Source organism: Cupriavidus nantongensis, from assembly GCF_001598055.1.
Lineage (GTDB): Bacteria > Pseudomonadota > Gammaproteobacteria > Burkholderiales > Burkholderiaceae > Cupriavidus > Cupriavidus nantongensis.
The window spans coordinates 1,938,081-1,956,028 of the sequence record NZ_CP014844.1 but is presented as its reverse complement, the minus strand read 5'-3'; the positions used below and the strand labels follow the sequence as shown (position 1 = coordinate 1,956,028).

Annotated in this window: 24 protein-coding genes; 19 read left to right on the top strand and 5 right to left on the bottom strand. The window is 65.0% G+C overall.

Annotated elements, in window-relative coordinates; translation table 11 throughout:
• The first annotated feature begins 137 nt into the window (after nucleotides 1-137).
• The 17 genes from A2G96_RS09180 (at nucleotide 138) to A2G96_RS09100 (ending at nucleotide 13,452) form a co-directional block, all read left to right on the top strand.
• Nucleotides 138-824 (top strand): hypothetical protein, encoded by a 687-nt coding sequence (locus A2G96_RS09180; protein WP_023108435.1) that lies wholly within the window; start codon nucleotides 138-140, stop codon nucleotides 822-824.
• Nucleotides 825-907: 83 nt separating this feature from the next.
• Nucleotides 908-1,645, top strand: coding sequence for a DUF5983 family protein (locus A2G96_RS09175; RefSeq protein ID WP_023108436.1), 738 nt, complete (start codon nucleotides 908-910; stop codon nucleotides 1,643-1,645).
• A gap of 187 nt (nucleotides 1,646-1,832) precedes the next feature.
• Nucleotides 1,833-2,111 carry a hypothetical protein gene (locus A2G96_RS09170; RefSeq protein ID WP_023108437.1) on the top strand — a complete coding sequence of 93 codons (279 nt, stop codon included), beginning with the start codon at nucleotides 1,833-1,835 and terminating at the stop codon, nucleotides 2,109-2,111.
• 288 nt (nucleotides 2,112-2,399) lie between these two features.
• Nucleotides 2,400-3,224 (top strand): hypothetical protein, encoded by an 825-nt coding sequence (locus A2G96_RS09165; RefSeq protein ID WP_023108438.1) that lies wholly within the window; start codon nucleotides 2,400-2,402, stop codon nucleotides 3,222-3,224.
• A gap of 123 nt (nucleotides 3,225-3,347) precedes the next feature.
• Nucleotides 3,348-3,701, top strand: coding sequence for a DUF3085 domain-containing protein (locus tag A2G96_RS09160; RefSeq protein WP_023108439.1), 354 nt, complete (start codon nucleotides 3,348-3,350; stop codon nucleotides 3,699-3,701).
• 150 nt (nucleotides 3,702-3,851) lie between these two features.
• Nucleotides 3,852-4,694: a phosphoadenosine phosphosulfate reductase domain-containing protein gene (locus tag A2G96_RS09155; RefSeq protein WP_033962283.1), complete on the top strand. Its 843-nt coding sequence runs from the start codon at nucleotides 3,852-3,854 to the stop codon at nucleotides 4,692-4,694.
• Nucleotides 4,695-4,699: 5 nt separating this feature from the next.
• Nucleotides 4,700-5,209 (top strand): XF1762 family protein, encoded by a 510-nt coding sequence (locus tag A2G96_RS09150; RefSeq protein ID WP_023108441.1) that lies wholly within the window; start codon nucleotides 4,700-4,702, stop codon nucleotides 5,207-5,209.
• A gap of 262 nt (nucleotides 5,210-5,471) precedes the next feature.
• A complete protein-coding gene (locus A2G96_RS09145) occupies nucleotides 5,472-6,401 on the top strand; it encodes a DUF3577 domain-containing protein (RefSeq protein WP_011804694.1) in 930 nt (309 codons plus the stop codon).
• A 56-nt stretch (nucleotides 6,402-6,457) separates the two neighbouring features.
• The gene (locus A2G96_RS09140; RefSeq protein WP_011804693.1) at nucleotides 6,458-7,147 is read left to right on the top strand and encodes a DUF3275 family protein; all 690 of its coding nucleotides are present in this window, start codon (nucleotides 6,458-6,460) and stop codon (nucleotides 7,145-7,147) included.
• Nucleotides 7,148-7,239: 92 nt separating this feature from the next.
• Entirely contained in the window at nucleotides 7,240-7,581 is a 342-nt protein-coding gene (locus A2G96_RS09135) for a hypothetical protein (RefSeq protein WP_023108442.1), read from the top strand.
• A 106-nt stretch (nucleotides 7,582-7,687) separates the two neighbouring features.
• Nucleotides 7,688-8,095, top strand: coding sequence for a hypothetical protein (locus tag A2G96_RS09130; RefSeq protein WP_011804742.1), 408 nt, complete (start codon nucleotides 7,688-7,690; stop codon nucleotides 8,093-8,095).
• 16 nt (nucleotides 8,096-8,111) lie between these two features.
• The gene (locus A2G96_RS09125) at nucleotides 8,112-8,372 is read left to right on the top strand and encodes a hypothetical protein (RefSeq protein WP_003098905.1); all 261 of its coding nucleotides are present in this window, start codon (nucleotides 8,112-8,114) and stop codon (nucleotides 8,370-8,372) included.
• 76 nt (nucleotides 8,373-8,448) lie between these two features.
• Nucleotides 8,449-9,096, top strand: coding sequence for a hypothetical protein (locus A2G96_RS09120; RefSeq protein WP_003098901.1), 648 nt, complete (start codon nucleotides 8,449-8,451; stop codon nucleotides 9,094-9,096).
• Nucleotides 9,097-9,136: 40 nt separating this feature from the next.
• Nucleotides 9,137-10,270: a DUF6094 domain-containing protein gene (locus A2G96_RS09115; RefSeq protein ID WP_254917107.1), complete on the top strand. Its 1,134-nt coding sequence runs from the start codon at nucleotides 9,137-9,139 to the stop codon at nucleotides 10,268-10,270.
• A 50-nt stretch (nucleotides 10,271-10,320) separates the two neighbouring features.
• Nucleotides 10,321-10,641 (top strand): hypothetical protein, encoded by a 321-nt coding sequence (locus A2G96_RS09110; RefSeq protein WP_023108443.1) that lies wholly within the window; start codon nucleotides 10,321-10,323, stop codon nucleotides 10,639-10,641.
• 89 nt (nucleotides 10,642-10,730) lie between these two features.
• On the top strand, nucleotides 10,731-11,036 hold the full coding sequence (locus tag A2G96_RS09105; protein ID WP_011804740.1) for a hypothetical protein: 306 nt from the start codon (nucleotides 10,731-10,733) through the stop codon (nucleotides 11,034-11,036).
• Between the two features lie 136 nt (nucleotides 11,037-11,172).
• Entirely contained in the window at nucleotides 11,173-13,452 is a 2,280-nt protein-coding gene (locus A2G96_RS09100; RefSeq protein WP_033986397.1) for a helicase-related protein, read from the top strand.
• A gap of 58 nt (nucleotides 13,453-13,510) precedes the next feature.
• Here the strand turns inward: A2G96_RS09100 and arsH are convergent, their stop codons facing one another.
• Genes arsH through A2G96_RS09075 form a run of 5 tightly spaced genes read right to left on the bottom strand, consistent with a single transcriptional unit; the run spans nucleotide 13,511 to nucleotide 16,569 of the window.
• Nucleotides 13,511-14,233, bottom strand: coding sequence for an arsenical resistance protein ArsH (gene arsH / locus A2G96_RS09095; RefSeq protein WP_023108446.1), 723 nt, complete (start codon nucleotides 14,231-14,233; stop codon nucleotides 13,511-13,513).
• On the bottom strand, nucleotides 14,226-14,648 hold the full coding sequence (gene arsC / locus A2G96_RS09090; protein WP_011804686.1) for an arsenate reductase (glutaredoxin): 423 nt from the start codon (nucleotides 14,646-14,648) through the stop codon (nucleotides 14,226-14,228). Before arsC ends, arsH begins: the two co-directional genes overlap by 8 nt.
• A 16-nt stretch (nucleotides 14,649-14,664) precedes the next feature.
• Nucleotides 14,665-15,741, bottom strand: a complete 1,077-nt coding sequence (gene arsB / locus A2G96_RS09085) for an ACR3 family arsenite efflux transporter (protein ID WP_023108447.1) — start codon at nucleotides 15,739-15,741, stop codon at nucleotides 14,665-14,667.
• A gap of 10 nt (nucleotides 15,742-15,751) precedes the next feature.
• Nucleotides 15,752-16,246 carry an arsenate reductase ArsC gene (locus A2G96_RS09080; RefSeq protein WP_011804684.1) on the bottom strand — a complete coding sequence of 165 codons (495 nt, stop codon included), beginning with the start codon at nucleotides 16,244-16,246 and terminating at the stop codon, nucleotides 15,752-15,754.
• Between the two features lie 2 nt (nucleotides 16,247-16,248).
• Nucleotides 16,249-16,569, bottom strand: coding sequence for an ArsR/SmtB family transcription factor (locus tag A2G96_RS09075; protein ID WP_023108449.1), 321 nt, complete (start codon nucleotides 16,567-16,569; stop codon nucleotides 16,249-16,251).
• Between the two features lie 168 nt (nucleotides 16,570-16,737).
• Between A2G96_RS09075 and pilL2 the strand changes: the two genes are divergently transcribed.
• Together pilL2 and A2G96_RS09065 are read left to right on the top strand one after the other, a co-directional pair.
• Nucleotides 16,738-17,304, top strand: a complete 567-nt coding sequence (gene pilL2 / locus A2G96_RS09070; protein ID WP_011804682.1) for a PFGI-1 class ICE element type IV pilus protein PilL2 — start codon at nucleotides 16,738-16,740, stop codon at nucleotides 17,302-17,304.
• Nucleotides 17,301-17,936 (top strand): hypothetical protein, encoded by a 636-nt coding sequence (locus A2G96_RS09065; RefSeq protein ID WP_011804681.1) that lies wholly within the window; start codon nucleotides 17,301-17,303, stop codon nucleotides 17,934-17,936. The genes pilL2 and A2G96_RS09065 overlap by 4 nt, the downstream gene beginning before the upstream one ends.
• Nucleotides 17,937-17,948 lie beyond the last annotated feature (12 nt).

The window sequence follows — 17,948 nt, the reverse complement described above, 5'->3', positions numbered from 1 at the left end:
TGAGGGACATGCGCCTCGTCCGAGGCCATGTCCCTCGCATTTTCTCCCCGCCCAGTGCCATCTGGCATCAGGCGGTTACTCTGCGGATGCCATCGTCCGCAAGGGCTGGCTCCGTTCATTCATCGAAAGGAGCCTTCATGGCCAACAACTACTACGAAGCCACCGGCGTTCTCGTGCTCGACCGAGTGACGCCCGTCATCCAGGCGCTGTTCGGCACCTTCGCGCTGGACGAGAGCCACCCCTGCAACGGGCAGGCCTACATCGCCCAGATCGCCGAGACCACCAATCCGCAATGGCCGGACGTGCTCGATGGCCTGGAAGGCTTTGCCACGCAACTCGGCATTCCGATGCCGGACGACGAAGGGTTGTCGATCCCGCCGCTGCTCGAATTGCTCGCCGTGCACTTCGGTGCTGATGAGGACGACGAGCTGGCGAACTTGATCGAGCGTCATTCGTTCGAGGGCACCGCCGATCTCGATGCGTTGTTTCTGATCGCCACCCGGTTCGATGACGGCCACCACCTGACCGCCATCCAGTTCGAGGGATGCTGGTATTGCAGCAAGCCGCGGCTATTCGAGTTCGGCGGCAACGGCTGCTACCTGAGCCGCGCGGTTCGCGTCATCAGCTCCTCCTCCCAGGCCCTCCAGCTCGGCGACCAATTGCGCAAGGCCATTGTGGCCGCCGACATCGAAGAGGCTTCGGCCCTGCTCGCGCTGGAGACCATCAATCTGCTGGCGGGCGTCAGCGACGAGCCATTCCGCATGAATTTGCGCCGGCGCGTCGCCGAGCGATTGGCCCAAACGCCAACGATCAGCGCCACCTGACGCTGTTCCCTTTCTTTCCACCCACCGGGGTCAATTCCCGGTGGCGGGGATTGGCTCCATCATTATTCTGTTGGAGAAATCCCATGTCCCAGAATCCCAATCCCTTTCTACGCGGCTACTGGAATCTGAAAATCGTCCGCACGCTGTCCATCAGCCACGAGGACGGAAGCCCGCATGTCTGGCTAAACATCCACCCGAGCCAGCATCACCTCTCCGACGAGGCACTGGTTTCTTCCCCCTGCATCGTCACCGGCGGCTTCGCGGTGGTCAGGACTGGCACCGAACCTGTCGGCGCCGCACTGATGGCCGAATGCGATGCCGTTGAAGGCGTCAGCGGCGAAGGCGTGGTGGGTGCCGTGGTGTACGCGATCCACGGCGACGACTTCGACGGCCGCCCCGTCCACGTCGGCGACACTTATTCGGCCGAGGCCGCACGGGAAGTCGTGCAGCGGTTGAGCTTCGAGACCGGCTACTACAGCCGGTGCTGGGAAGTCAGCAGCGCGCACATCAGCCATGAAACCGGCCAGTACCTGGCCAACCTGGCGGACCTCGCGACGCCGGAGGCCTTTTTGTTCGTTGCGTTCCGGGTTCCCTACAGCCCGGCGATCGGCGTCAAGCTGGTCTCCACGCCCTGGACGGACCAGCACCTGCAGGACGTCGAGGGGATCACCGCCGAGCAGCTTCGGCAGGAGCACCGCAGCAAGGGCATGCCGGACGACCTGGCACAGATCCTTGCACTGGCCGGCCAGGCCGACGTGCGCATCCTCATCCTCGATGCCGACGCACCCGTGTTGCCGGGCCTGCCGCTGGCCGGCGAATAGCTGCCAGACACATCTCCAGCCTTCCTTTTCATCACCGCATCTCGATGCCGACGCACCCGTGTTGCCGGGCCTGCCGCTGGCCGGCGAATAGCTGCCAGACACATCTCCAGCCTTCCTTTTCATCACCGCATGCCGGCCCGTCTCCCACCAGGGAGCCGGGCCGGCGCACTTTCACAGGAGCGATCCCATGTTCCCCGACCTCATCACACCCGCATCCGACTTTGAGCACCAGCTTGGAGCCTGCGTCAACGCCATGAGCCAGGACGATGCCATCGGCCAGATCCTGGTATTCGAGCGCATGAGCGGCATGCTGCACATGCGCCATATCGCCAGCGCCGACCTGGTGGACACCGACGTGGATGACTACGAAATGGTCATCTTCGACGGTGGCAACACAAGCGGGGATACGTGGAAGCACGTGTTCTTTCCGCGTCAGCGCGAGCACTACTTCGTGTACCAAGCCTGACCCCTCCAGCCCCTTTCGAGGGGCTTTTTCTTGTATGCAGCACAGGAATGCGGGCGTGGTGCGGTGCCGTTTCCTGCGGGCAGGCCGATCACCCCGGGGCCATGCTTGCCCCATGTCCGTCGGCGCTGCCGACACATGCCCAGGCAGTCGAGACCTTCGAGGCTGCAAGCACGGGAAACCGTGCTGGTCGTTTCTTCCTACGGACCTACCGCGTCCGTCCACGCCACCCACAAGGGACCTCTCCCTTGCGGGCGGGGAATCCCTTGTTTTTCCTCAAGGAGTTTCCCCATGGACCGTTCCCTTATCAAATCCATGATGCCTTCGCTGGTCGCCGGCCATGTGCCCCGCAACGTGCGGTCGTTCAAGTACCGTGTGTTCGATGATCAGCCGCTGTCCTCAACGCTGGGCTTCGCCATCGATGCCCAACCCTTCGACGGCAAGGTGGTCGCCGCGACCGACGATGCCATCGTCGTCAAGCTCAAGCCTTCCGAGTTCGCGGTGCTCGATCCCAACCTGGTGACCACGGTTCCTGCCGAAGGCGCCAAGGTGCATGTCCAACCCTATGCCCGTCGTCGCTTCGACGGACTGCGCGCGGACACGCCGGAGGTCATCACCGAGAAGACTTCGGATGGAACGCCATACACCATCACGAGGCACATCCTCGGCTCGGCGCCGGCCAAGCTGCCCATTCCCACGCCGCAGTGCATGGAGTTGGGCCAGCTCATCGAGCAGTTGGAGGAGATGCCGGCCCCCGATCGCTTCCGGCGCCTCACCCACATGCTGGTGGATGCCGGTGCCCGCGACTTCACCTGGGTCGATCCCACGCCCTCCAAGATCATCGAGACCCCGCCGGCGATCAGCTTCACGGTCTCGACCGCGAAGTTCGAGGGCCGGGTGACGATCCTCTACGACCGCGGCGGAGACACCTACGTGGTGGAACTGCACCGTCAGAACGGTGAATCGGTCGAACTGGTCGATCGGCACGACGAGGTGTATTTCGACATGCTCGGCGAAGTGCTGGAGCGGCTCATCGACGACGGGCGCTGGCGCCAGATCGACGTGAGCATCCTCGACGCGAAGGCGGCCCGTAAGCGCCAAGCCGTCCCGGCATGACGCCCCTCGACTGACCCGAGGCACCCGCCACGGCGTTCCAGCCATTCCGGCCGCGTGCCCTACAGGCCCTTCATCCCATCGGGTGGAGGGCCTTTCTCTTTTTTCACACAGGAGATTTCATCCATGTCACTGCGATTCAAAGGCGCCGACCTGCGCCCCGTGCTGACCGAAGCCATCGCCAATCAGTGCCGCATCGTCCTGGTCAAGGACCAGGGCGTGTACTTCCTCGCCGAGCGTGGGGAGCGTCGCCCGGATGGACGCCAGCAACTGCTCGCCTACGCGGTCGGCTGCAACCCGGACACCGACCCGTTCGATGACTGGTGGCACCTCGCCGGCCGCGAGCTGGGCGGCGACGATTTTGCGGAGTATTTCGACCCGAAGGACGGCCTGTTCACGCGCCTCCTGCACTCGGCGGACGATCTCGTGCAGTCCGCCACCGCCACGCACCTGTCCTTGGCCGTGGTGCCTCCCGCCTGAAGCGGCAACCGCCGCGCAGCCCTCGCAGCCCCCGCACCGGGGGCTTTCTTTTGTTCGCACCGCGGCCATCGCCGCGCATGCGCGTTCGTCTCCAGCCGCCAAGGCACGCCCCGCCGGCCACAGCGCCGGCATGCCACCGGAGACGACCGCATGCACGACCCGTTCAAGATCAGTCAGCCCACCTGCATCAGCTTTTCGGGGGGACGCACCAGCGCCTACCTGCTCTGGCGCGTGCTGCAGGCCAACGGCGGCCTCCCTGCCGACACGGTGGTCTGCTTCGCCAACACCGGCAAGGAAGTGGAAGCAACCCTGCGCTTCGTGCGCGACTGCGCCGAGCACTGGCAGGTGCCGATCCACTGGCTGGAATACCTGCCCACGGAGCCTGGCTTCGCGCTGGTCGATTTCGACCAAGCCAGCCGTCAGGGCGGGCCATTCGAGGCGCTGATCCGTAAGCGCCAGTACCTGCCCAATCCCGTCGCTCGCGGCTGCACGACCAGCCTGAAGATACGCCCCATGCACCGCTATCTGCGGCATCTGGGCTGGACGGACTGGGACCAGATGATCGGCATCCGCGCCGACGAGCAGCGGCGTGTATCAAAGATCCGCGCACGCGGGCACTCCACCGAATCGACCCACGAGACCATGTGCATGCCGCTGGCGGACGCCGGCATCACCGTGCGCGATGTGGGCGCCTTCTGGCAGGTGCAGCCATTCAACCTGGACCTGCTGACAGTGAACGGGCGCACGCTCGAAGGCAACTGCGACCTATGCTTTCTGAAGCCGCGCGGGCAGCGCCTGGCGCTCATCAAGGCCCGGCCCGAGGCGGCGGTGTGGTGGATTCGCATGGAGTCCCTGAACCTGGCGAGCAAGCCCAGCGGCGCCAGATTCCGCGCCGATGGTCCCAGCTACGCCGACCTGGCGCGCTTCGCCGCCGACCAGGGTGACCTGTTCGACGCCGCCGAGGAATCGATCGCCTGCTTCTGCGGCGACTGACGCGCATGGATAAGACGCCGACCTCGCCGAGGCTGCATCTGCTGCCGGTGTCGCTCCGCACGGCCAATGCCTTCGTGCTGGCACACCATCGCCACCACCACCCGGTTCAGGGTGCGAAGTTCGCCCTGGCCGTCACGCTGGCCGACAGCGACCTGATCCGCGGCGTGGCCATCGTCGGCCGTCCGGTCGCGCGGCACCTGGACGATGGCTGGACGCTGGAAGTCACGCGGCTGTGCACCGACGGCGCACCCAACGCCTGCAGCAAGCTTTACCGCGCGGCCTGGAAGGTGGCAAGGGCGCTGGGCTACATCCGCCTGATCACCTACACCTTGTCCGACGAAGGTGGCGCCAGCCTGCGCGCCGCCGGCTGGCGGCTGGTCGGCGCGCGCGGCGGCGGCGCCTGGAGCCGTCCCGGCCGGCCGCGCGCCGATACCCCCGAGCACCTGCGCGGCCCTAAGTGCCTGTGGCAGGCGCCCGGCGGCGAGGACAAAGGGAAGCGCCCGGATGCCGATTGATTGCTGCCGCGCACGCAAGGCCCGGCCATGCTGACCCCATGCCTGCTGACGTTGTCAGCGACATGCCAGGCGACCATCGGTCTTCGAGGTTGCGGCGCAGTTCCCACTGCGTGACCGAGCCAGCTCGCACCGCATCCATCCGCGAGCGGCCACCAGCCTCTGGTGGCGGATGCTTTCGCCTTATCAACCCACCGCGGGGTTACGCACCTTCCCCGCATGCGTGGGCCGGTGTGTCTCCGCTTCATCCCAATGGAGATTCACCATGAACACCACGTCCAACGAGAAATCGTATTTCGACCTCCACACCTCGGGCATCGGCTACATCCAGCGTGTCCGTGAAGTGCCCGTCCGGGGCGGCCGCCGTGCGCAGCCTTTCCTGGCTTGCACCATCGCCGCGCTGGTCGGCCCCGCCCGGGACCCCAGCTACCGCTACTTCGACGTCAAGGTCTCGGGAGCCGAGGCCAAGAAGCTCGTTCAGCGCTACATCGGCGTTGACGATCCCAAGCAGCGCCCGCTGGTGCGCTTTCGCCTCGGTGACCTGTGGGGCGATGCGTACATCCGCGACAAGGGTGAGCAGAAGGGTCAGGCCGCCGCGTCCCTCAAGGCGCGACTGCTCAAGGCCGAACTGATCGACCGGGCCGAACTGGCTTCGATCGAGCAGCACGAGCTGATCACCCGCGGCATCGGCTATCTCAATCGTGTGAAGGACGTCACCCCGAAGGCTGGCGACTCGTTCCTCTCTTGCACGGTCGCAGCACTGGCCGGGCCTGTCGATGAACCGGAGTATCGGTACTTCGACATCATCGTCGCCACCCCGGAAGCCGAGCATCTGGCTCGCCGGTGCGTCCAGGCCATCGAGGGGGACCGTAAGGTCCTGATCGCCTTCCGTCTGAACGACATGAAGATCGATCCGTACATCCGCACCAAGGGCGAGCACGCCGGGGAACCGGCCGCAAGCCTGGAATCGACGCTGGTCCACATCGGTCTCATCAAGATCGACGGTACCCAGGTCTATCCGACGAGCCAGGCGCAAGCCGAGGCGTCGCCGGCCGAAGACGCATCCGCGTCCGAAGCCGACGAAGCCATCGACACTGCTGCCGACCCCGCTGCAGACCAGCCTGCCGAGCCCGCCGAGCGCGAGCCCGAGGCGCAAGTCGAGGAGCAGGAGCCGGCATTGGCTGCTTCGTTCTGATCCGGCATGGCCCCTCACGGGGCCTTGCTTTTTCCTATTCTTCAAGGAGAACCATCATGGCAGCCACACCGGCACCCGAGAAATCGGTCGCGCCCATCGTCGTCCCCGGCCAGCTCACGCTGCGCACCATTCGCGGCAAGAACGGCCCGTTCACGGTCGGCCGCCTCGCGACGCACCTCGGTACGTTCGAGGTCAAAGACCCGGAACTGGAGCAGTACCCCGAAGGGAAATACGACGGGGAGTTTGTGATCCGCTACATCTTTCCGAAGTCCTACCCGGTCGGGGGCGGCATGCGGTTCGAGATCCGCGCCAGCCTCGACGGGATGACGCTCAATGGCATCGACAAACTGAGCCGCGACGAAGCCCGCAGCTTCGCCACCCAGGACGTCGATCCGCTCGATGAAGAGCAAGGGGCGCAGCCTGCGGCAACGCCGGCCAAGCCCGCCAAGGCATCCAGGCCTGCCAAGCCCGCACCCGTGCAGGCGTCCGCGGACCCGCTGGTCGATACCACGCCCTTCGGCGTGGATGCGCCACCGCCTGCTGCGGCCGCTGCCCCCGGCAGCACCGAAGACGGTGACGCCGCGCTGTTCGGCCTGCTGTGGCCGCTGGGCGAGTCCGTGAAACTGGATTCGACCATCGACCGCCGCACCCTGCGCGCGCAGATCGCCCGCCTGGGCGAGCTGGGCTACGCGCTGGACTTCAAGACGCAGGAGTGGAGCCGCCAGGCCGAACCACAAGCTGCGTGAGCAGACGCCGCATGCGCGGTGTTCTTCATCCACCTGCCGGGGTTCCTTCCCCATGCGGGGGAGGCCCTGGCCATTTTCTGGAGGTCCCCATTATGTTCACCATCGCTTGCGATACCCCGCGTTCAACGTTGGATGAACCCGCGTGGCGGGAACTCTGCAAGGCGGCCGCCGCACACGCCCAGCGCGGTTGCGGCTTGTCCTACGACCACTACGTGACGCTCTTCAGTTCGGCGATCGACGCACAGGCCAATCGTTTGCCGGATGAGCAACGTGCTCAGGCTCTCGAAATCGCGGCCCAGGAATGGGACTACGCAACACCTGCCGAACGGCAGGAAACCCAGGACTGGAATGCGGAGCATGGCTATTGCTCGCATGGGATCGAGTTCGGCTGCTGCCCGGCCGGTTGTGATCGCGACGATGACGACTGGGACTAAGGCCAAGGCATAGGTTTTCCTTCGCTGCACCTGCGGCATTCCATCACCCACTGGGGGTTCTTCCCCACGGGGAGGCCTCCAGCTCAACTTTTCGAGGAGGCCTCTCATGGGCTGGTATTTCTCTCCCCAATCGCGGTCTGAACTGATCGCGGAACTGATCGCACCACAGCAGACCGAGCGCGTCAGCGCGAAGGTTATCGCTCACGCATTGCGCGGCAACGTGCTGTGGTCCGTGGTCGAACTGACCGCCAAGGTCGAAGGTGTGCATCGTGATCTCGCGCCGGGCCAGTCCCTGCGCTACATCCGCTGCGATCTGCTGGAACGCAGCGGCAACCAGTGGGGCTACAAGCCGCTGGAAGAGTCCATGCATCCGTACTATTACTCGTGCCCGCTGTCCTATCTGGACCTCGCACCGGAGCAGTCCGCCGACTGGCGTGCAGGCGTTCGCGCCTACCACGCCCGGCGGCGCACACCCACGGCTGTCACGGCACCCGCCGCGGCGCTGTTGGCCTGAGCCAGGAGGAACCGACATGGACCCGATCCTGGCTGCACTCCCGCTCTCGCTGTTGAAGCTCGTTGAAGGCAGTTTGTCCAACGACGAAGTTTCCTCCGACGAGGAAATGCTGGGGTACTTCATCGACAACGGCCTCACCGAGGAGCAGGCACGGCAGGCGCTGACCTACCGCGACCAGTACCTCAACAACATCTACCTGGACGGCTTCACGCCGATCACCGCGGTGGACGAGGCGCTTCACTTCAATCCGCACACCCAACAGTTCGAGCCGGACTGAGCGGTTTTCTTCCACCCCCTGGGGCAGTACTTGCCCCAGCGGGCGGTGCTGTTCCCGTTCATCCGAGGACACCACCATGCCCGCAAACACTTCTTCCACGCTGTACCGCATCGACGAATGCCCGGACGTGATGGCCGACGCCTGCGTCGGCGATGACCAGGGCAACCTGATCTTCCTGTCCATCTGGGCGCGGGACACCGCCGTCCAGCAGTTCCTTGCACGCCTGACCCTCGGGCGCGACGAGCAGGGACTGGACCAGTTCCACGTCATCACCGACCAGGGCGGCAGCGTCCCGGTATTCATCGGCAACGTCGATCGCCTGGAAAAGCGCATCACGCGCGCCTACCGGCGAACGCTGTTCGGTTCGCTGTCCAACGTGTGGCTGTTCGACCGGCGCTGCGTCAAGCCCGACAAGGCCAACGCCAGCGCATTGGCACTGCTGCCACGTGACAGCGCCCACCGGCTTGACCGCCTGTGGATGCTGGTGCGGGACACCTGCCCGTTGCCGCTGCTCGACCACTGGCGCGAGACCGTGCTGGAACTGCTGCAAAGCCGCGAGATGCTGGCCCGCCTTCCGTTCGCCCTCGGGCCGCTGGAAGGCCATCGGCTCGCCATCGACGTGCCGGCGCTGAGCTTGGCGCTGGGCTCCCTGATCCGCAGTGACGCGCTCACCGCCTATCCCTATCCGGCCAAGATTTGGACGCCGGAAGCGGTAGCGGCTTGACCCACCCTCGGAGGCACGCCTTGGCGTGCTTCCGTCATTCATCCCCGCCAACCAGGAGACTTCCATGGCTCTCATGTTCCCGCGGCTCGCCCGCAATTTCGCCAAAAATGGGTACTACCCGACCGACGAACCCACGCTCGAAAGAGCCCTCAACGCACTGATGCCCAGCGACGGGCCGATGTGCATCCTCGATCCCTGCGCCGGTGAAGGCGTGGCAATCGCCGAAGCCTCTCATGCCCTCGGGCGCGAACAGACCAAGGCGTTCGCCGTCGAATTCGACGCCGAGCGGGCGCGCCATGCCCGCGGCCTGGTCGATCACTGCCTGCACGCGGACCTGATGGACACGATGATCTCCAAGCAGTCCTTCGGACTACTGTGGCTGAATCCACCGTATGGCGACCTGTCCAAGGACGTCAACGGCAACATCGGCTATCAGGGCCAGGGCCGTGCCCGCCTCGAAAAGCTGTTCTATCAGCGTTCGCTGTCGCTGTTGCAATACGGCGGCGTGCTGGTCTTCATCGTCCCCGGCTACGTGCTCGACGCGGAGCTGGTCGGCTGGTTGACGCGCCACTACACCGATCTGCGTATCTACCGAGCGGTGGAAACGCAGTTCAAGCAGGTGGTGATCTTCGGCCGCCGGGTCCGTCAGCGGGAGCTGGCACCCGATGGCGTCAAGGCCGTGCGCAATCTGCTGCTGCAGGTTGGGCTTGGCGAAGTCGAAGCCGAGGAACTGCCGAGCGAATGGCCGTTCCTGCCGTACATCGTCCCCGCCAGTCCGGCCGAGCCGGAGCATTTCTTCCGCGTGACGATGGAGCCCGAACAGTTCGCCGACGAGGTTGGCCGGCTGCAAGGCCTTTGGCCGTCGCTGGACACGCACTTGGGGACCGCGCAGCAGTCGCTGCGTCCACCGGCGCGGGCCTTGTCCCACTGGCATCTCGCCCTGGCTCTGGCCGCGGGCGCGATCTCCGGCGTCGTGCGCTCCCAGACGGGGCGCGTGCTCGTCGTCAAAGGTGACACCCACAAGGACAAGACGCTCCAGCGGGAATTCACCGAACGCGAAGACGGCTCCATCGCCGAGACACGCATCCTCACCGACAAGTTCGTGCCTGTCATCCGCGCGTGGGACATGACGCCTGGCTCCCCGACACGGGGCGAGGTGTTGACCATCCGCTGATCCACCGGACGCGCTGCCGTCCTGCTGTACCACCTCGAAGGAGAAACACCATGTTCCCCAATCCATTCAAGCGGCCTGCGCCGCGCAAGCAACCCTTGTTCGCACCGAGTACGTTGAAGTTGAGCGAGAAGGTGCATTGGCTGGCTCGGCGAGGCCTGATCGACCCCTTGGCCTATGTCCAGCGCCATGTGCGCGGGGACTGGGGCGAGATCGATGAGGCCACCCGCCAAGCCAACGACGTCGCAATCCAACAGGACAACCTGATGATCTCCCAGTACCGGATCACGCCGAAACTGGTGTTGCTCGTGAAGACCAGCGAAGACCACCAGACCACGGTGGTCCAGCTTCCTGAAGAGCGCGACCTGATCTGAAGGCGCCGCCTCGTCATCCCATCCACTTGACGGAGCCACTTCACTCCGCCAGGGGTGTCGTGGCTCAATAGCCTTTCAAGGAGGAGCCCATGGCATCGCATCGCATCGAAACCTACTGCCAGAGGCTGGCGTTCCCCATCGGGGCGCTCATCTTCAGCCGAGGCATTGATCGCCTTGTCCGCGCGGGTCGCCTGGACCCGATTCCGTACTTCAGGCGCCACACCCGTGGCGACTGGGGTGACGTCAACGTCTACCAATGGCACGCCAACGGCGTTGCACTTCAATCGGGCGCGTCGCTGGAATCGCACTATGTGATCCACCCGGGACTCGCCATTCGCATCATCACCGATGCGGGGCGCAGTGTCACCGCCATCGTGCTGCCGTCCGAAGACTGAGCACGGTTCACCCGCAGGCCACTCAGGCCAGCATCTTCAACCACCTTCGGCCGCGCGCCGATGTACTTCCCACCACGGGGCGTGCCATTGCCCCGCTGGGGGTGGTGCATGCCCCATTTTTCATTGGAGCATCACCATGTCCCTCGATCTCGAAACCACTGCCGCTGACGCCGCGCCCGTACAGGGCGAACTGCTCGACGCGGAATCATCCCCTCTGACCCTGAGCCTTCAGGATTTCGTCGGTGAGTTCGGCGACGAACTGCTCGACTCGCTCAACCGCGCCAACCCGCCGGTCTATACCGGCCAACCGCAGGCGCATCGCCAACTCGTCGTCGCCAGCCTCAAGCGCAAGCTGTTCCAGGCTCAGGCCGAAGTCGTCCATGCCGCCGCCGAGCTGCTGATCGACCGTGGCGAACGCGCCGCGATCGTCAATGGCGAAATGGGCTGCGGCAAGACGACCGTTGGCATCGCCACTGCCGCCGTTCTCAACGCCGAAGGCTACTGCCGCACCCTGGTACTTTCGCCGCCGCACCTTGTTTACAAGTGGCGGCGTGAGATCCAGGAGACGGTGGCAGGCGCCAAGGTCTGGGTGCTCAACGGCCCGGATACGCTGGTCAAACTCATCAAGCTGCGCGAGCAGTTGGGTGTGCAGCCCACGGGCCAGGAGTTCTTTGTCCTGGGGCGCGTGCGGATGCGGATGGGATTCCACTGGAAGCCCGTCTTCACCACGCGGCGCACCCGCCATGGCGACGTGGCAGCGTGCCCTGACTGCGGCACGGTCATCACCGACCTCGACGGCGAGCCGGTCAACCCGGTCGCGCTCGAAGCCGAGGAGTACCGCAGGAAGTGCAGCCATTGCGCCGCGCCCCTGTGGACGCTGATCCGCCCGCGCAGCCTGTCCGGCAGCGACCAGTCCTCGGCCGTGCTGAAAGCCTTGAAGCGCATCCCGACCATCGGGCAAGTCACTGCGCAGAAGCTGATGCAGAAGTTCGGTGACGGGTTCCTGGCGTCGATGCTGGGCGACAACATCCATGAGTTCATCAACCTCATGGACGGCAACGGCGAGCTGGTGTTTTCCGACCGCCAGGCTACGCGCATGGAACGCGCTATGGCCAATATGGAGTTTGGCTTTGGCGAGGGCGGCTACCAGCCGTCCGAGTTCATCAAACGCTACCTGCCGCAAGGCACGTTCGACCTGCTCATCGCCGACGAGGCCCACGAGTACAAGAACGGTGGCAGTGCCCAAGGCCAGGCCATGGGCGTGCTGGCAGCGAAGGCTCGCAAGACCTTGCTGCTGACCGGCACGCTGATGGGCGGCTACGGCGACGATCTGTTCTACCTGCTGTTCCGAGCCCTTCCCGGGCGGATGATCGAAGACGGCTACCGCCCGACCACGAGCGGCAGCATGACCTCGGCCGCGATGGCGTTCATGCGCGATCACGGTGTCTTGAAGGACATTTATTCCGAGAGCACCGGCACGGCGCACAAGACCGCGAAAGGCACGAAAGTCAGTGTCAGAACGGTCAAGGCCCCAGGCTTCGGCCCCAAGGGCGTGTTGCGCTGCATCCTGCCGTTCACGATCTTCCTGAAGCTCAGAGACATCGGCGGCAACGTGCTTCCGCCGTATGACGAAGAGTTCCGTGAGGTCGCAATGGACACGGCGCAAGCCGCGGCCTACCGCGATCTGGCGGGTCGGCTGACCGCGGAGTTGAAACAGGCTCTGGCGCGACGCGATACGACCTTGCTGGGGGTGGTGCTCAACGTGCTGCTGGCCTGGCCGGATTGCTGCTTCCGGTCGGAAACCGTGGTGCATCCGCGCACGCGCAACACCTTGGCGTTCGTCCCGGCTCAGTTCAACGAGTTCGAGATCAGCCCCAAGGAGCGTGAGCTGATCGAGATCTGCAAGGAAGAGAAGGCCCAGGGCCGCAAGGTCCTGGCCTACACGGTCTATACCGGCACACGCGACACGACCAGCCGGTTGAAGGTGCTGCTGGAGCAGGAAGGTTTTCGGGTGGCGGTGCTGCGCGCAAGCGTGGATGCCAGCCGTCGCGAAGACTGGATTGCGGAGCAACTGGATCGTGGCATCGACGTGCTCATCACCAATCCCGAATTGGTCAAGACGGGGTTGGACCTGTTGGACTTCCCGACGATCGTATTCATGCAGTCGGGCTACAACGTGTACTCGCTCCAGCAGGCGGCACGCCGCTCCTGGCGCATCGGGCAGAAGCAGCCGGTGCGCGTGATCTACCTCGGCTACTCCGGTTCCTCGCAGATGACCTGCCTGGAGCTGATGGCCAAGAAGATCATGGTCTCGCAGTCCACCTCGGGCGACGTGCCCGAATCCGGGCTGGATGTACTCAACCAGGACGGTGATTCCGTCGAGGTCGCACTGGCCCGGCAATTGGTCGCCGCCTGAACTTCACGCAATGCCGACGACCGAGAGGTCGTCGGCTTTTTTTCAGCGCCTCGCAGCGTCAAATTGCACCTTGCCGTACACGCCTGGACAGTGATTCAGCGCTCTCCTTGCGCTCGCTGTACCGATCCACCAGATAGGGGACCGCGTCGCGCGTGAGCAGCGTGAACTTCATCAGTTCTTCCATTACGTCCACGATGCGGTCGTAATAGTCCGAGGGCTTCATGCGCCCGGCCTCGTCGAACTCCTGGTACGCCTTGGCGACCGAGGACTGGTTCGGGATGGTCAGCATCCGCATCCAGCGGCCCAGCACGCGCATCTGGTTGACGGCGTTGAAGGACTGCGAGCCGCCCGATACCTGCATCACTGCCAGCGTCTTGCCCTGGGTCGGGCGCACCGCGCCGACCGACAGCGGAATCCAGTCGATTTGCGTCTTCATCAGGCCGGTCATCGCGCCGTGGCGCTCCGGCGAACTCCACACCATGCCTTCGGCCCATTGCACCAGTTCGTGCAGTTCCTTCACCTTGGGGTGATCGGCTGGCGCATCGTCCACCAGCGGCAGGCCGGACGGATTGAACAATCGGGTCTCGCCGCCCAGCGCCCGCAGGATGCGCGCCGCTTCTTCGGCGGCGAGGCGGCTGAACGAGCGTTCTCGCAGCGAGCCGTAGAGCAGCAGGAAGCGCGGCGCGTGCGTGACCCGTGCCGGCGCGAACAGGTGTTCGGTGTCCGATTGCTGGAACAGCGCCGCGTCGATGTTCGGCAGGTCGAGACGGGATTCAGACACGGCGGCCATCCTGATCGACCACCGGTTCGCCGTCTTCCTTGCTGAACGCGCCGCGCTGCGGCTGCGGCAGCAGGTCGAGCACGGCTTCCGAAGGCCGGCACAGGCGCGTGCCTAGCGGCGTGACCACGATAGGCCGGTTGATGAGGATGGGATGCTGGAGCATGAAGCCGATCAGGTCGTCGTCGCTCCACTTCGGGTTGCCCAGGTCGAGTTCGGCATAGGGCGTGCCTTTCTCGCGCAGCACGTCTCGCACCGGAACGCCCATCGCCGCGATCAGCGCCTGGAGCGTGTCGCGGTCGGGCGGCGTTTTCAGGTACTCGATGATGGTCGGTTCCTCGCCGCTGTTGCGGATCAGGCCCAGCACGTTGCGCGAGGTGCCGCAGGCTGGGTTGTGGTAGATCGTGATGGTGCTCATGGATGCCTCTTGGAGATTACGAAGTGGTCGCGCGGCGTTCGTACCAGCCGCGTGAGCGATTGACCACGCGCACCACCAGCAGCATGACCGGCACCTCGATGAGCACGCCGACCACTGTTGCGAGTGCTGCGCCGGAATGGAAGCCGAACAGGCTGATGGCGGCGGCCACGGCCAGCTCGAAGAAGTTGCTGGCACCAATCAACGCGGATGGCCCCGCGACGCAGTGCTTTTCGCCCGCCTGGCGGTTGAGCCAGTACGCCAGACCGGAATTGAAGAACACCTGGATCAGGATCGGCACCGCCAGCATGGCGATCACCAGCGGCTGCCGGATGATGGCCTCGCCCTGGAAGGCGAACAGCAGCACCAGCGTCAGCAACAGCGCGGCGATGGACAACGGGCCGATGCGTTCCAGTGTTCGATCGAACACGGCCTGCCCCTTGCTCAGCAGCGCCCGGCGCCAGAGCTGGGCCAGGATGACCGGAATGACGATGTACAAACCCACCGACACCAGCAAGGTGTCCCACGGCACCGTGATCGACGACAGGCCCAGCAGCAGGCCGACGATGGGTGCGAAGGCGAACACCATGATGGTGTCGTTCAAGGCCACTTGCGACAGCGTAAATACCGGATCACCGCCAGTCAGCCGACTCCAAACGAAAACCATTGCGGTACACGGTGCAGCAGCCAACAGGATCAGGCCGGCGATATAGCTGTCGAGCTGATCGGCGGGCAGCCAGTCGGCAAAGACGTGGCGGATGAAGATCCACGCCAGCAGCGCCATTGAGAACGGCTTGACGGCCCAATTGATGAACAGCGTGACCCCCATGCCCCGCCAATGCTGGCGCACCTGGCCGAGCGCGGCGAAGTCCACCTTCAGCAGCATGGGGATGATCATTACCCAGATCAGCAGGCCGACCGGCAGGTTGACCTGGGCAATCTCCATGCGGCCGATGGCCTGGAATGCGGCGGGCGCGAACTGGCCGAGCGCGATGCCGGCGACGATGCACACCGCCACCCATAGCGTCAGGTAACGCTCAAAACCGCTCATCGCGGAGTTTGCGGGCGCGGTGCCGGCGGTATTGGTTGCACTCATCGCGCGGGCCTCACTGACGGCCGATGTCGCGCAATTCGCGCTGCAACGACATGGCATCGAGACTTTTGATCGGCAGCGACAGGAACAACTCGATGCGTCGGCGCAGCGTCATGGCGGTGTCGAAGAATGCTTTGCTTTGTCGTTCCTGGGTGCCTTCCACCGCGGCCGGGTCAGGCACGCCCCAATGCGCCGAAACCGGCTTGCCCGGCCACAGCGGACAGGCCTCGCCGGCGGCGTTGTCGCAGACAGTGAAGATGAAATCGAACACCGGCGCATCGGGCTTCAAGAATTCGTCCCAGCTCTTGCTGCGGTAGCCCGTTGTCGGCAGGTGCAGCCGCTCTAGCGTAGCGAGCGCCAGCGGGTGAACCTCGCCTTTCGGATGGCTGCCTGCCGACCAGGCGTGAAACCGCCCCTGGCCTATGTCGTTGAGGATGCCTTCGGCGAGGATGGAGCGGGCCGAATTGCCCGTACAGATGAACAAGGCGTTGTAAGTGGTATCGGTCATGGTCAGCAGCAGGTCTTGGATGGAGAAACCTCGCATACGCCACCTTGGCAGCAATGCTCGGTCAGGTAACCGATCAGACCGTCCATGCGGCCGTACTCGGCGCGATAAATCAGGTTGCGACCCTGCTGCTCGATGCTGACGAGGCCAGCATGGGCCAGCTCCTTCAAGTGGAACGACAAGGTGTTGCGGGCCACGTCGAGCTGGTCGGCTAGCGTGCTCGGGGTCAGTCCGCCCGGCCCAGCAACGACCAAGGCGCGGAACACGCGCAGGCGCTGGGTGTGAGCCAGGGCGTTTAAGGCGGAAATGGCTTGATCTTCTTGCATGATTCGATAATACAACAAGTATTGAATCAATATGCAAACCACGGTTGGGTTTGCGGGTTGCGCTATGTGTTGGACTGCAAAAGCGGGTAGCTCCGAGTTCGCATTCCTGACTGACCGCGCCGCCGCGCGCGGCCAAGGTATCGGCATCGCAACAGAAGAGCCGATGCCATGCCCGCAATCCATGTATCCCGGCACCTGGTCGGCGCCGGCCTCCTGGCCGCAGCCTTGGCCAGCGGCTGCGCGACCACCACGGCGCCGCTCGCACCCGATGCCATCGAGGAAGTCTCGGCCGCGCCCGAACCCGAGGCGCCCGAGTACATCCCGGTCGTGCGCTACGGCCGCTACACCCTGGTCGAGTTGGCACCCACGGCGGCGCAGCGCGACCTGCTGTTGCAGACCATCGACGTGTCCATGCCCGAGGATGCCCGCGCCACGGTTGGCGACGGGCTGCGGCATGTGCTCAAGCGCAGCGGCTATGGCCTTTGCGAGACCGCGCATGCCGTGATCGAGCTGTACGCGCTGCCGTTGCCTGCGGCACATCTGCACCTCGGCCCTATGACCTTGCGCGATGCGCTACTCACCCTTGCCGGCCCGGCCTGGGACCTGCACGCCGATGACCGGACGCGACAGGTCTGCTTCGAGCGGCACGGCCGCGATGCAGATGCCGATCCGGTTCCCGAGCCACTCGCCACCGAGGCGGTGCAGACGTTCCCGCTCGCGGGAGGTCAGCCATGAACAACGCACCACGGCCTTCCCAGCGCTCGACCGCCGCCGTGATCGTGCAGAGCCTGCTCTGGCTTTGGCTGATCGGCCTGAGCGTCTTCGTTGCCCTGAACCACCAGGCGATGAATGGCCTGGCCGACCAGGAACGGGTGGATTCCGGCCTGCAGCAGCTCGAAGCACAGGTGGTCGGGCTGACCGAGACCGTACAGCAGCGGCCGGCTACCGCAACCGCGGCGGAATTGCAGCACATCCGGCAGGCGCTGGAAGCCCGCATCGCGCAGGTTGAACAGGCGCTGGGCGGCCATGCCTCCAACGACGACCTTCAGGCCCTGCGCGCCGAGGTCGAGCAGGCCAAGGCTCGCCAAGCGACGGTTCGTGCCGCTGTGCCTGCGCAGCCGCGCTCACCAAGCAAGGCCGCCGCCAAACCTGAGCCTTTCCCGTTGCCGCTCCGCATCGTGGGTGCCGAACTGCGAGCCGGCCAGCGCAGCCTTTCCGTTGCACCAGCGACGGGCGAGTTCACTGCCGACCAGGTTCACGTGCTGCTGCCCGGCGATGCGGTCGGCCCGTGGCGCTTGCAGGCGATCGAGGGCAACACCGCCGTCTTCCAGGCCGGCGAGCAGACCCGCCGTTTGGCGATTCCCTGACGGAGACCGTCC